This window comes from Bradyrhizobium sp. 45, assembly GCF_023073155.1.
GTDB classification, from domain to species: Bacteria; Pseudomonadota; Alphaproteobacteria; order Rhizobiales; family Xanthobacteraceae; genus Bradyrhizobium; species Bradyrhizobium canariense_D.
The window spans coordinates 13696-27176 of record NZ_JADPIX010000065.1; the positions used below are offsets into that span (position 1 = coordinate 13696).

Here is a 13481-nt window from a genome sequence, read left to right on the forward strand (position 1 = left end):
GGAGATGGCCGTTGGGTTCTCATTGAGCTCGCGTGAGATCTCCCAACACGCACCGGTCGCTTGCGATGCGACCTCTTCCTACTAGCGGACCGCGGCGAGAAGACCACTTTGCGCCGCTACTTGGCGCTCAACATCTCTATCGCGTGCGGGCCATATCGCGACCAGTGTCAGGTGTTGCTCGACCAGAAAGCAGAGTTTGTTGCGTGAGAGTGCTTGCGGATCGACGATCGCGTGATGGACGTCAGCCGAGCGTTTGGTGATCTGCCGGGCATAAATAGCAAAAGCAGATCAGTGAAGAGACAGCCGAAGAAGAGGGAGGAAGCTGCATCCGTTCCGCCTTTCCTTGATGAGGTCGGGAACTGGTGTCTGGATGCCGATTTCAGTCAGAACCTCAACATAATCCAGCGTCAGTAATTCGAAAGCTCTTGACCGGCAGCACGCTGCCGTGCGTGTTGCGCAGCACAGTAGGCCAATGGGGCCGCCGAGGCATGATCAACCTCTTGGCCTGCCGGATCGTAAATTGGATACCAGCAATCGACGTGGATGCCGGAGCGCGCGATACCTTCACCTCACGCCATCCGTCGCGTGTACCGGAGAGCCGTCCGCATCGCGCCGTCGTACCAAGAGTCGACTATCACAGGCCGTGGTAAGGATGCTAGATGATGATGCAGTGGTGTCGGCTCCACCCGCGCACGAACGCCTGGACCGTCAATGCCGTCACGGTGGAGCGATGTGTGTCGCTCTCGACATCCGAGACGTTGCCTTTGGCCTCGCGCGATAGTGCAACTTTGCTGGAGAAGGCAGAAGGCCTCCTGTGTCATTGGCATATCTGGTCCGATCAACTCGGCGAGGTCAGGTCCGAGATACGGAACAATGCTGAGCTCTCATCCTCACCCCAAGATCAGTAGGAATCGCCTTCGCGTCGACTGCGTTGACAAATTTCAATTCGCGGGAGCGCGTTCATCGGTCCCCCTGTCTTCCCGCGCGTTTTGGCATTCATTGTGATCGGGAGCGGCGTGTCGCTCGCCATCTCAGGCAGATCGAGCATCCAGCTAATGGCCATTCTGATCCAACCGCCCCGGAGCGTTTCATACTCGGATTCCGCGATCGGCTCTTCGAGATCTTTCTTGCGAAAGGCCCGCATCAAGAGAGCGGCGACTCAAGAGTTTCATGAGGCCAATTTTCTCGATCGCGATGCATACTTGTGTGGTTTAGCATGCTCCCGCGAGTTGGCGCGCAGGTGAGCCACAATGTTTGACAATACGGAGACGACCTGGTCGACCTCTGGAGGGTTGTCTCACGCGGCAGGGACAAGCGCAGCGCGCCGTGCAGGACATGCGATGGCGCGATTGAGCAGGATCCGCAGGCTGATCCGAGCGAAGCGGCAATGCCCGCACGATTTAGATGGTGGAGAATTGCGTCTCTTTCGCCAAGCGATCTCGGAAGATCTCGGCGTTAAACTGAAGAACGTCACGCTCAACATGCTCGGTCGCACCAAGAAGGGTGATGATCGGCAAGGAGAACACCACCATCGTCAATGGCGCCGGCAAGAAGGCCGACATTGGGGCGCGTGGCCCAGATCAAGGCTCAGACCGAGGAGACCACCTCGGACGAACAGCGCGCAAAAGTGCAGTGGTCGTTGCGTCCAGCACTTGGCGACTCCGCAAGGAGCAAAGAAGTAGCACGAGGAAGCACGCTGACACTTTAAAATGAACTACTAGCTGATTCCAAGACTATGAACTTCACCACAGTTGCCGTTGTTCTTTGATGCCCGAGACGTCGCGGCCGTGTCCTCCTCACAACGATAGTTGTGATGCTCTCGCTCCGCCACGCTGGTGCCGAGGAACCACCTCCGTGATGGAATCCAGCTCCGGAGGCGCTCTTTTTACGATTTTCATCGCGATGGGTTTGTCCTCGCCGCGCAACATCAATTCATGGCCGAGGCAACGCATCTTCAGCATCAATATCGGGCGCTGAGGCTGATTGAGCTCGCTCACCCGATGCTCAACTGCGCGGACGGCTATTCGTAACTTGCCTTGAACTCCTCAATCTCGCTGAAGCCAAGGCTTCGTCGGGCCGAGACCACGTTCTGGAAGCCCGTTGCGTAGAGATTGATCACAGACCGCAGGGAGGGTTGCAATTTGCCCAGATTCCAAGAAGGTCTGTGACAACGATATAACATGATCTTTGAATTCGTTGCTGGCATTCGACTCACGTTGCGCCACGCTCCCGTAGAGCATGGCGACAGCGCAGATTGCGCCTGTAACAATGGCGCTTGAAATCCCCGGCGGTGCCAGCTGTTCGCGTAGCCCAACGCGCAATCCGCGACGCGGTGATGATCTCCGCGAATTTCAATCGCAACTTTGCGCATTTTGCCCCTCAAATGACTTGTCCGGAGGCGCCCGATGCTGGTTCGCACTGTCGCGACGCGCAGCTATCCTGCTGGATCGCCACGCTCAACATTTCTCTGCCGCTCGTCACGAGCGCTGACTAATTTGGATTGATTTCCGTAAATCCTGAAACCATCAACGGGACGGACGCGTACACGAGCGAGTGTTCGATGCTCTCAATGAACAGTACGCAAGTTCGAATGTTCTCGCGAGAAGCGCTTGCAGATAGCAAGTGCTGCGAAGTTGGCGAAATCTGCGCACAAAAACTGCAAGATATCGCTACGAACGCCTCCAATCCTCTCAGGTAAATGAGTATCCGATATCCGCTTGCACGATCTAACGATCGCTTCGTGCAAGATTGGAGTTCGCGGTGAGTTCATTTAGCTGCCGAGCTCCTATTCAGTGCCCTTCGGGGCGTTTCCTCCCTGACTCGGCCGCGCGGTATCTCGCGCGGCCTTTTTTCGCGGTCGACGAAGACCTGATTGCTCGGATTTGAAGACCTGCAGGAGCAGGGCGACGACCCCGACCACCGCCGCACAATCCACGCAAGGCTCGTCCTTCTTCGCTAGCGTCTGAAGGACCTGTCACTTCGGCGGGAGACCTGCTACATTGATGGAGCCTGAGTTGGCTCACCTCGCCTTTCGGTAAAAACAATCTGGCGATCGGCATTTGGCTCGCCAAACTGCCGCAGCTCTCAGCCGACGGCTCGAGAGCCGTGGAGGCTGCTGAACGAGCGCTCCCTGCATGGCCTAAGCTCACAGCCAAGCAACGTTCCAACACCCTGCGCGTGGTACGAATTGATGGTCGCAAGTCGCGAGAATCTCGCGCTAATCCTGACCTCCAAGCAGGGCAAACCGCTCTCTGAGGCGCTAGGCGAACTCGATACCGGGGCGCCTATGCCGAGTTGTACGCCGCAGAGGCGCGCCGCATCTATGGCGAAACGATTCTATCGCCGCGCCCGGATGCAAGGCTGCTTGCGATCACGCCACCGATTGGCGTCTGCGGCGCCACAGGCCCTGGAACTTCCCCAACTCGATGATCACCCGCGAGGTAGGGCGGCGCTCGCCGCAGGTGCACCGTGGTGCTGAAGCCAGGCAGTCAGACGCAGCTCTCGGCGGTTGCGCTCGCAGCCCTCGCTGAGAAGGCAGGCGTGCCCAAGAGTGTCTTCAACGTCATCGCCGGAGATTCGGGAGGATCGGCGAGGTTTTGTGCGTGCACGCGGCCGTGCGCTTTGTCGGCCTCACCGGCTCGACGGAGGTCGGCAAGATCCTCTACGGTCGGGCCTGCATCGGCCTGAAGAAGCTCGGCCTCGAGCTGGCGCCTTTCGTGGAGTTCGAGGCCCCCATATCGATGCCGCCATCGAGGGCGCCATCGTCTCCAAATACCGCAACATGGACCAGACCTGCGTCTGCGCCAATCGCCTCTACGCACAGGCAAGCATCTATGAGGAATTCGTGCAGAAACTCTCGACCAAGGTCGCGGCATAGAGATCGGCGAAGATGCGGTTCGTGCCTGCACACTGTCCATGAGCAGCGCGATCGCGGCGCTGGTGCTCAGTCATAATTCGCCCTTGACAGCCGCAGCTCTGTTTTTGCGGGCGCCGTATGGACGTGATGCTGTTCAACATTGACGTGCAGCTTTCGGCTCCGCGCTGGATTGCGGGCCGATCCGTTGCAGCTTGGCAGGCTGCGTTCTCTGGAGGCCTCGCACTTGGCAGTTGGGGCGGGGTCGCCTCAGCGATGCCGTCGGTGTGGACATCACGCTGCTCGCCTCTGCCGGATTGATGCTGCTCTTGCCACTGCTAGGGCGCTGGCTGCGCATGCCGGCCATCACCGAGCGCGGGGAGGACGCCGAAATGCTTGCGATCCAAGGAGCGGCTTCTGCTGACACCGGAGCGGCCCGCCGGTGGTTGAGCTCGAATATCGCGTGGCTTCGGAAAATGCGCGCGCCTTCCACAACGTTATGCAGAATGTGCAGCTCTATCGGCAACGCAACGGCGCCTATGGCTGGTCGATTGGGCGTGATATCGCCGACCCCGAGCTGTGGACCGAGCGCTATCACTGCCCGACATGGCTCGATTATTTGCGCCAACGCAACCGCTGGACACGCTCGGAGCGCGCATTAGATGCAAGGCCACGGCTTTCCATATCGGGCCTGAGCCCGTGCGTCTCCGTCCGTATGCTGGAGCGCCGTTTGGATCGGTACGCTGGAAGGATGATGTGCCCGACCGCGCCGCGAGTGAGCTCTAGCTGCGGGTTGGAAGTGCGCACAGGCACTAGCAGTCGTCCCTTCCGTGCCCCCCATTCAAAAAGCCCCGGGCGTGTTGACGCGCTTGCGCTTCGCGAGCCCCTCGCCGTCGCAAGTTGCCTAGAGGACTTCCACCTCCAAGCTGTGGCTGATACTCGGCACAAAAAAGGGGCCACTCTGATGAGTGGCCCAAGTCCTGCGAGAGAATGTCCCAGCAGAGCCTCTGGGATCAGGCCGCAGCCTGTTCGATCGGCGAGAAGGGAAGCCCGAGACTCTCGGCGACAGCCTTATAGGTTAGCCGGCCCCGATAGACATTTAGGCCGGCGCGCAGATGCGGATCTTCGAGCACAGCTGCAAATCCTTTACTTGCGAGAGCCAAACCAAAAGGTAGCGTAGCGTTGTTGAGTGCCTGGCTTGAGGTGAGCGGCACAGCTCCGGGCATGTTTGCGACGCAATAATGGATCACGCCATCCACCTCATAGGTTGGATCGGCATGTGTCGTCGCCCGCGATGTCTCGAAACATCCGCCCTGATCGATCGCCACGTCCACGATCACGGACCCTTTGCGCATCGAGCTCAACATACCTCGGCTGACCAGTTTCGGCGCGCTCGCGCCAGGAACGAGAACGGCGCCAATGACAACATCTGCCGCAAATACCTCTTCTTCAACGGCCTCGATCGTCGAGAATCTGGTCCGTACTCGCCCTTGGAACTGCTCATCCAGTTCGCGAAGCCTGGAAATCGAACGGTCGAGGATTGTGACCTCAGCGCCTAACCCTGCCGCCATCCTTGCAGCGTGAGTGCCGACAACGCCCCCGCCGATCACCACGATGCGAGCGGGTGGCACGCCCGGTACCCCGCCAATCAGCAGTCCCCGTCCGCCGGCGTACCTCTTCAGCGCGGCGCCCGCGGCCTCGATCGCAAGTCGTCCCGCAACCTCGCTCATAGGGGCAAGCAGTGGAAGGGCGCCGTTCGCGTCAGTCACAGTTTCATAGGCAATTGCGGTGCAGCCAGACTTGATAAGGCCCTTCGCCTGCTCCGGATCCGGAGCCAAATGCAGATAAGTGAAGAGGATCTGGTTTTCTCGCAGCTGCGTCCATTCGGAGGGCTGTGGCTCCTTGACTTTCACAATCATTTCGCTTGACGCGAACACCTCGCGAGCAGAGGCCGCAATCGTTGCTCCAGCCTTTTGGTAAATCTCGTCTGTTGCGCCAATCCCGGCGCCGGCGTTCGTCTCGAGCAATACGCTGTGGCCAGCGGCCACGTATTCGCGGACGGCCCCAGGCGTCAGGCCGACGCGGTACTCGTGCGTCTTGATTTCCTTGGGAACACCGACCTTCATTTGCAATCTCCATGGTGAGCAGCTCGTTGTAATCGGAAGAGCGTTACAAACCTCGGGGCGAGAGGCCAAATAGCGCAGTAATCCGGCGATCTTACATGCCTGCTTGCAGGATTTCGAACGGACAACCGAATACTGCCGAGTTGCAGGATGCTACCACAGGGTGGCGAGACCTGATGCGGCCCCGGCAGCCAAACCAAACAGTCGTGATCAGGATTGATCTACGCCGGATTGGATCGACTTCTTCGTTGTTTTGCCTCATTCGCAACGATGCTCGATTTGCTAAAATGAGTAGCGCTTGCGATGGAGGCCCGTTAGTTCATCAAAGGATGGATCGGGTTTTTCAAAGGTCTGCTGAACGATTGATCGAAAGTACGCATCGAGACGCAGCTTAGCAGAGCATGGCTTGGATCGCCGCTGCCCTGTCGTGCTTCGCATATCTCGCTCTTCCCGCGAGCCAGGCAGTGCTTGCAACCTGATCTCGACATATCCCCCTCCTGGACCGTCATCCATCTGCAGCGCGGCTACGACTCCGTCGATCCGGTGGTACGTCGGGCAATGCGCCAGCCTAAGCCCTTCCGATCGGGGCCCGGATTTGAAGTGCGAAAATCGGCCGAAGCCTGAACGCGCTCTGTTCGAAGAAGCCGACAAATTTGGAATCCGCTGCGGGTTTACATTCGCTATCCTCGATGACAGGTGCGTAATCGCCGCGCTGAGCTTTGCAACTGACGAGCGTCGAGCTGGTTTCGCGCGCGCGCTTCTCGAGCACGCCCAGAGCCTGCGGTTAGTCGCAACCGTTTTCCATGAACATGCAAAACGGTTCTGGACGATTGATCGCATGGTCGGCGGCGTGGTGCTGTCTCATCGCGAGTACCAGTGTCTCGAATGGTCCGCGCGCGGTAAATCGGCCGGGGAGATCGGGATCATTCTTGGTATCGCAGAGCGAACCGCGGGTTTTCACCTGGACAGCGCCCGTGCGAAGCTCCGTGTCAGCTCCCTGCGTCAAGCGATCGTGCTGTTGACCGAATCAAAATCTCGAAAATGGATCGCCAGCCCTCCATAAACGCCTCTGGAACTGCACAACATGCGCTCGCCTAGGCCTCTCTGCTTGGTTGCCGAAATCAAGCAGGGAGGCGAGAATGATGCAGCTCATCATGCCGGAGTACTACGGGGAATTCGTCAACGATCGCGCCGAGATGCACCGGCTGCGCTACCGCGCTTTCAAGCAGCGTCTGGATTGGACCGTCGAAGTCAGCGGCGACATGGAAGTGGACGAAATTTGACGTCCTTCGACCGGTGCATCTACTGAACCGCTCGGGAGCCGGACAAATTCAAGGTTGCGTGCGGCTTTTGCCTTCCACCGGGGCAACCATGCTGAGGGACACTTTTCCGATCCTGCTGGACGGGCAGCCGGCACCACGAAGCGACTGGATCCGGAGAGCAGCCGATTCGCGCTCGATGTTCCCGCGGATGCGCCGGCGAGCGGTGGACTTGCTGCTGCCACTTACGTGCTGTTTGCGGGCATGATTGAATTTGGCCTTTCCATCGAATTGATCGAAATCGTCACTGTGACCGACGCCCGCATGGGGCGGATTCTTCGCCGGGCCGGATGGCCCCTTCGCAGAGTGGGAAAAGCGCGCCCCCTTGGAAACACCACGGCTGTCGCGGGCTACCTGGAGGCTTCGTCCGATGCGTTGGACCGCATCCGCAAGGCGCAAATCTCGGGACCGGTGCTCTGGGCTCCGGTCATTCAAGTCGCTGCCTAGCTTCTGGGAAGCAAACGTAACGGCTGCAGATCGGTGCGGAGAGCCACTCTGCGCTCTCAAGACTTACCATGCACAAGCCAGGTCCCACACTTCCGTCACTCCAAGCCACCAGAGCGATCGAACTGAAACACCTGAGATCGGCGGTCGCTGCCGCCGATTGCGGTAGCTTTCGTGAGCCGCCGAGTTGCTGGGATCGCAACAATCGAGCCTTAGCCGCAGAATCAGCGAGTTTGAGCACGACTTGGGCGTTCCATTTTTCGAGCGCTTCAGCGGAGGTGTGCGCCCAACGCGGCCCGGCCGCGACGTTCTTCGGTTGGCCAGAACCATCCTGGAGGAATTCGGCGCGCTTATTGCAACGGCCCGATCCGTTCACAACAGCGAAACCGGCCGTCTGAGCGTCGGTTTCTGCACATCACTTTCGGACGGCAATCTGCAAGCCTCCCTACTTGAGTTCAAGCAGCGCTTCCCGCAGAGCACGATCACGGACACGTTTAGCAGAGGCACTTCGTAACGGAGCGCTCGATCTCCTGATCGTCACCGGGCGCTTGCCGTTGTTGGACAATAAAGCCATGGCTCTGTGGAGCGAGGGTGTTCTCGTGGCCTTCTCATGACCATCCCCTCAGTTCGCGCGAAACTGTCTACTGGAACGACCTGTGCGGCGAGACGGTGCTGCTCAGCCACTACGACCTCGGAAACGAGCTCGAAGATCTTCTGCGTTTCCAAGCTCCGAGCTGAGGTCCGCCCAAAAATCTGGCGCCACGAGGTCAGTCGCGGCATCATCAAAAGCCTGATCAGCATGAACACAGGAATAAGCCTCCTGTTCGAGGCCGACATAGGCGCAAATTTTGCCGGCCTTGTTTACCGGGAGCTGCGCGATGGCGCGGGTGCGAGCCGATTCGAGCTTTCTGCCTATTGGCGCGCCGACAATGAAACCCGGCGCTGCACGGAGTTCCTGAAGTTGGTCTCTGAGCGCTACCCATCGCCTTCGAGTGGTCGCTGACGCGCGTGGCGCGCTTTCCGGAAGCTCCTGTCGGCTGCCATGAACCGGGCCAGCATGGGCGCGATAAGCTTAGCTGGATCGCCGATCGGCTGAGCGGTCTCCTGCGCAAGGATCTCGGCATATGCCACGAGATCCCTGTGCACGCTCGCGGGCAGTTCATGCGTAATCTTGATCGGCTTGTCGTCGTGGATTGCGCCGAGCTTTAACTTGGGCATCGTTCTCACCCCCTATACGGTTCAAGCACCAGGTCACGGTTGACGATCACCCGCACCGGAAATCCCGGACGGATCGTCAAAGTTGGCTGAATGTTGAGATTGCGGCGGACTATCTGCTGGCCCGCTTGATTGATCGATTCCCCAGCTCCACGGCGGAGCGCGGCAATGAGATCGCTGTTGGTATTGCCGCTATCCGCCCCGGAATTCACCTCCGTGCCGACGGAAAGCAGCGTCGAAAGAGCGGCGGCCCCCAACAATTCCTTCCAATGATTGTCGATTTCGTCCTCAAGACCAGAGTAACCTGCCGCATCTGCGCCGGGCTGCCGTTCCAAAACAATCGACCTCCCATTCGGCATGATAAGGCGCGTCCACACCAGGAGCACGCGCGACTGTCCAAATGCGACCTGGCTATCGTAGCTCCCGATCAGCCTTGCTCCCTGGGGGATAAGGCGAGCTCGCCCGGTAGGAGAATCGTACACCGCTTCTGTGACTTGGGCTGTGATCTGGCCAGGCAGGTCGGAGCGGATTCCTGTGATCAGCGCGGCCGGAATGACCGTTCCGGCCTGAACGACAAAAGGCGAAGCGGGCCTCACAAGGCGATCGGAGCTTGTCGTCCGACGATCGACCGTTGCACTGACGAACGCAAGCTTTCGGTCTTGGCCATTTTGAGCAAATGCTTCGTCGGATGATGGCGCGGCGGATGAACGAGCTTCGCTCGATGAGGTGGCAGGGACCTGTGGCCGGACATTGGTGCTGGCAAATACCTTGCTGATCCGTGCCGCCTCGCTCTCCTGGCTGAGACGCTGCTGTTCGGCATCGATGCCGAGGGAGCTGGATGTCGAAGACCCCTGTGCTGCGACGATCGGCCGGCCGAGATCGCCCGGCAAGGGCGGCCCTAGACGCGGCACGTCCTTCGGGATCTCGGTGTAATCCTTTGGTAAGGTCGCGAGCTGATCGGCGAGATTGTGGTGGTCGGTGGCGTAAAGCTCCTCAGGCGCTGAAGTATGAGACCGTTTCTCCTGCAGCGCCCAGAGCACCGCGCCGATGACCAGCACGAGCACAGAAGCGCTGACGCCTATCAGGACCTTCCGCGAGAGGCGCGCAACTTGCGGAGGATCCGGCCGAAGCCGCAGCGCTTCGGCGATCTCTTCCGGTGGCCTGGCCCGAGGTGGTTCGTTTGGTTCATCGATCGCCTGGTCACTATCGTTCAAAGCGACCTCCCGTCGGTTCGCACTATCCTGACCTTCTGCTGGTGCTCCTCGCCGAGCCTCAGCTCGGCGGCCGCGAACAGCCGGTCAACAATCAGCACATTTCCGTAAGCGCGGTAGTTGACGATCTCGGCTTTACCGTCGGGCCCGATCACGAAGAGCGGCGGCATCTCGCCCTGACTGACGCCGGAGGAGAATTCGACATAGGTTTTGCGGCCGTCATCATAAGCGTTGACGGGACGCCACGGCGGGCTGTCGCCCTCGATCGCGTAACGGTACCGGCGCGCCGGCAGGTCCGGAATAAAGGGTGCCGGCGGTAGAGCTCGCGTTCGCCCGCCACGATCCGCCGGATAGAACCAGGCGACCGAGGGCATATAGGGCTTTTCTTTGGCGCGAAGCTCGATCAGGTAAGTACGGCGATCAGTATTGACGACGAGGTTGGTCTCGATCGAGGGACGGGTGGGCTTGACCATGATGTGAACGCGGCGGGTGTCGCCGCTGCCACTCTCGGTGTCGCCGACCACCCAGCGGACGGTATCGCCTGCGGCGACCGGTCCTGAGCCGATCAGCTGCTCACCGGGCTCGAGGGCAATGTCCGTAATTTGCCCCGGCGCGGCATAGATCTGGTAGAGCGCGCCCGGGCTATAGGAAAACACTTGCACCGCATTGTAGTAGCCGGCTTTGCGAGGCTGCACGCGTGCAGCGTCATTTGCGGTTTCGATGCGCTCGACAGGCTCCTTGGGCTCCGCGCTGTTGCCGCCTCGTGCAGCCTTCCAGGCCGGCGGCACATGCAGCGGTCGCGGGCGATCATCGGCAAGCGCCGGCAAGTCCGTTGCCGGCGGGAGCTCGTTGTCGTAGCTGATTTGCGGCGGCCTGAAGGTCGTGCAGCCGCCGAGCGTCGAGACACAGACCAGAAGAGCCAGAGGCAAGCACGGCCGCGCTTTTCGTGACACAATAACGAGACCTGATGGCATGTTAGCCGAGCTCCTTTGACCAGTTGATCGCGTTGACGTAGATGCCGAGGGGATTTTTGCGTAGGCGATCCAGATCGCGAGGCATTTCCAGGACGATGGTGACGATCGCGCTCCACCGCTCCGTTGCGGCAAGCTGACCGTTCTCATAGCGCCGCTCGATCCAGGCCAGGCGAAAGCTCTCAGGGGAGGCCCGGATGACGCTAGACACTTCGATCGCGACTTGCGTTTTGCCGAGCTTGGCGAATGGTTCGTTGTTGCGGGCATAATCGTTGAGCGCCGCGGCACCGCGATCCGTCGTGAAATCGTAGGCGCGCAGCCAGTTTTCGCGGAGCACGATGGCGTCCATCGGCAGACCACGCACATGCTCGACGAATCGCGCCAGGTGAAAAGCGACTTGGGGGTCGGTCGGTTGGTAGCTGGCATTTGCCGGAGCGACAGTCTTGGCTTCCCCCAATTGGTCGACCTCAACCACCCACGGCGTGATCGTCCCGTGTGCGGATTGCCAGACCAGAGCGGCGGCAAAACAGCCGGACAAGAAGAGGGAGCCAAACGCCATCAGGCGCCAGTTTTTGGCCTGGACGCGCGCAGACCCAATGCGATCATCCCAGACCTGGGCGGCGCGTTGATACGGAGTGACAGGCTCCGGCATGCGGCCATAGTGAACGGCCGATCGTTTGAACATTGTTTGACCTCAAGATGCTCAGGAATGGAAATGGTCGATGTGAAGCGTCAGCGGTCTTGTTGCGAGAGGTCGACAGATCCGCCGCCCACGCCGTGATCGCCGGAACGGATCGCCTGGGTAGCCGCTGATGCGCCATGGCTGATCGTCTGCGCTCGCTTCATCCGACGAACCCAAGGGGGCGCGTCGGACCCAGCGGCGGAAGAGTCCCCCTCTTCACGACCGGCATGGTTCGGCGCTCCGCCAAGACCAGTGGCGACCGAACGTAAAGGACTAGCCGCACCTGACGCACTTGCTTCTGCGCCGGACATGCTCCTCGCCCGCGACACGCTCATCGTACCATTTGCAATCGCGCTGCCTCCACGTGCCGCGCCAGCAATCGCGCCGCCGGCGAGACCGGCCCCTCCGGCGGCGAGACCTGCGCCAGCCGCAACAACGCCACCGGCGGCGAGGCCTGTCCCGACAGCGCTTCCGGCGCCAAGCTGCGGACCTCCGGAGACGATGCCGTTGGCAATACCGGGCCCGAAAATCCCGAGCCCCAGAAGTGTGAGCGCACCGAGCACCAGCGCCATCGCATTCTCGATGGTCGGCTGGTTGCCGCCGAAGCCTGCCGTGAACTGCGAGAACAAGGTCGATCCGATGCCGACAATGACGGCCAGGACCAGGACCTTGACGCCGGAAGAGATTACGTTGCCCAGCACTCGCTCGGCCGCAAAGGCCGTCTTGCCGAAGAGGCCAAAGGGGATCAGCACGAAGCCGGCAAGTGTCGTCAGTTTGAACTCGACAAGCGTGACGAAAAGCTGGATCGCGAGAATAAAGAAGGCCAACAGCACCACGATCCAGGCGAACAGCAGGACCACGATCTGCACGAAATTCTCGAAGAAGCTGACGTAACCCATGAGCCCCGAGATCGAGTCGAGGATGGGTCGGCCGGCATCAAGGCCAACTTGGGCGATCCGGCCCGGCCGCAGAAAATCTGTCGACGACAGGCTTGTGCCTGAGGCTTTTAGCCCAAGGCCTGCAAAGCTCTCGAAGACGATGCGCGCAAGGCTGTTCCAATTGCTGATCAGATAGGCAAAGACGCCGACAAACAATGTCTTCTTGACGAGCCGGGCAAGAATCTCCTCATCAGTGCCAAAGGACCAGAACAGGCCCGCGAGCGTGAGGTCGATCGCCGCCAGCGTCGTGGCGAGATACCCCACTTCGCCTCCGACGAGGCCAAACCCGGAATCGATGTAGCGGGTGAAGGTTTCCAGGAATTGATCGATGACGGAGGTACCACCCATGGGTCACTCGCTTTGGCTTGGAATGGAGGGAAAACCGGACGGGAGGCGACTTTCGTCCTTGCGCGGGACAGGAGAGAGGAATGGCGCGGCGCCTGTCCGGCTGTCCGGATCACCTGTCGATCTACTTCCTGCCAAGAACTGCCTGCGCTGCTCGGCCCAGATCTTCTGGCATTCGAGAAGAGCCTCTTTCTGCTCGTAGGTGACGGTGCGGCATTGCTCGAGCTTTGCTGCGGTCGCATCGGATTTTGAGGCGAGATAGACGGAAGATTGGGTCGCGCTCCTGTCCTCAGGCAACCGAATGGCGCAGACGCCAACCACCAGGACAGCAAGACCAAGGGCTGCCGCGGCGGGCAGTCGTTCAAGTCGTTTCTTCATGA

The 13481-nt window shown here is 60.1% G+C and carries 9 protein-coding genes and 5 pseudogenes; 5 read left to right on the plus strand and 9 right to left on the minus strand.

Annotated features, from left to right (window positions below; translation table 11 throughout):
* Positions 1 to 979: 979 nt before the first annotated feature.
* Together nifT and IVB42_RS12425 are read right to left on the minus strand one after the other, a co-directional pair.
* Positions 980 to 1172 (minus strand): annotated as a pseudogene (nifT, locus tag IVB42_RS12420) (putative nitrogen fixation protein NifT); the annotation flags it as partial.
* A pseudogene (locus tag IVB42_RS12425) lies at positions 1169 to 1428 on the minus strand (cysteine desulfurase NifS); the annotation flags it as partial. The pseudogenes nifT and IVB42_RS12425, both read right to left, overlap by 4 nt.
* 8 nt (positions 1429 to 1436) lie before the next feature.
* Between IVB42_RS12425 and groEL the strand changes: the two are divergent.
* Positions 1437 to 1633: pseudogene (groEL, locus tag IVB42_RS12430) on the plus strand (chaperonin GroEL); the annotation flags it as partial.
* A 1249-nt stretch (positions 1634 to 2882) separates the two neighbouring features.
* A pseudogene (locus IVB42_RS42145) lies at positions 2883 to 4639 on the plus strand (aldehyde dehydrogenase family protein).
* A 227-nt stretch (positions 4640 to 4866) separates the two neighbouring features.
* Here IVB42_RS42145 and ald read toward each other — a convergent pair.
* On the minus strand, positions 4867 to 5979 hold the full coding sequence (ald, locus tag IVB42_RS12445; protein ID WP_247470292.1) for an alanine dehydrogenase: 1113 nt from the start codon (positions 5977 to 5979) through the stop codon (positions 4867 to 4869).
* Positions 5980 to 6571: 592 nt separating this feature from the next.
* On the opposite strand from ald, the gene IVB42_RS12450 reads away from it, so the two are divergent.
* The 3 genes and pseudogenes from IVB42_RS12450 to IVB42_RS42260 all read left to right on the plus strand — a co-directional run bounded on the left by IVB42_RS12450 (position 6572) and on the right by IVB42_RS42260 (position 8253).
* Positions 6572 to 7039, plus strand: coding sequence for a LuxR C-terminal-related transcriptional regulator (locus IVB42_RS12450; protein ID WP_276576647.1), 468 nt, complete (start codon positions 6572 to 6574; stop codon positions 7037 to 7039).
* Between the two features lie 76 nt (positions 7040 to 7115).
* Positions 7116 to 7742 (plus strand): annotated as a pseudogene (locus IVB42_RS12455) (acyl-homoserine-lactone synthase).
* Positions 7743 to 7926: 184 nt separating this feature from the next.
* Positions 7927 to 8253: a LysR family transcriptional regulator gene (locus tag IVB42_RS42260; protein ID WP_346659079.1), complete on the plus strand. Its 327-nt coding sequence runs from the start codon at positions 7927 to 7929 to the stop codon at positions 8251 to 8253.
* A gap of 461 nt (positions 8254 to 8714) precedes the next feature.
* Here the strand turns inward: IVB42_RS42260 and IVB42_RS12465 are convergent, their stop codons facing one another.
* From IVB42_RS12465 to trbK-alt, 6 genes are read right to left on the minus strand one after another with little or no spacing between them, the layout of a single operon-like run.
* Positions 8715 to 8957 (minus strand): DUF2274 domain-containing protein, encoded by a 243-nt coding sequence (locus tag IVB42_RS12465; RefSeq protein WP_247289307.1) that lies wholly within the window; start codon positions 8955 to 8957, stop codon positions 8715 to 8717.
* Positions 8958 to 8962: 5 nt separating this feature from the next.
* Entirely contained in the window at positions 8963 to 10168 is a 1206-nt protein-coding gene (locus IVB42_RS12470) for a TrbI/VirB10 family protein (RefSeq protein WP_247394965.1), read from the minus strand.
* Positions 10165 to 11139, minus strand: coding sequence for a P-type conjugative transfer protein TrbG (trbG, locus tag IVB42_RS12475; RefSeq protein ID WP_247394949.1), 975 nt, complete (start codon positions 11137 to 11139; stop codon positions 10165 to 10167). Before trbG ends, IVB42_RS12470 begins: the two co-directional genes overlap by 4 nt.
* 1 nt (position 11140) lies before the next feature.
* Entirely contained in the window at positions 11141 to 11821 is a 681-nt protein-coding gene (gene trbF / locus IVB42_RS12480) for a conjugal transfer protein TrbF (protein WP_247394946.1), read from the minus strand.
* A gap of 47 nt (positions 11822 to 11868) precedes the next feature.
* Positions 11869 to 13104: a P-type conjugative transfer protein TrbL gene (trbL, locus tag IVB42_RS12485; protein WP_247470293.1), complete on the minus strand. Its 1236-nt coding sequence runs from the start codon at positions 13102 to 13104 to the stop codon at positions 11869 to 11871.
* A gap of 3 nt (positions 13105 to 13107) precedes the next feature.
* A complete protein-coding gene (trbK-alt, locus tag IVB42_RS12490; RefSeq protein WP_247296878.1) occupies positions 13108 to 13479 on the minus strand; it encodes a putative entry exclusion protein TrbK-alt in 372 nt (123 codons plus the stop codon).
* Positions 13480 to 13481: the final 2 nt, after the last annotated feature.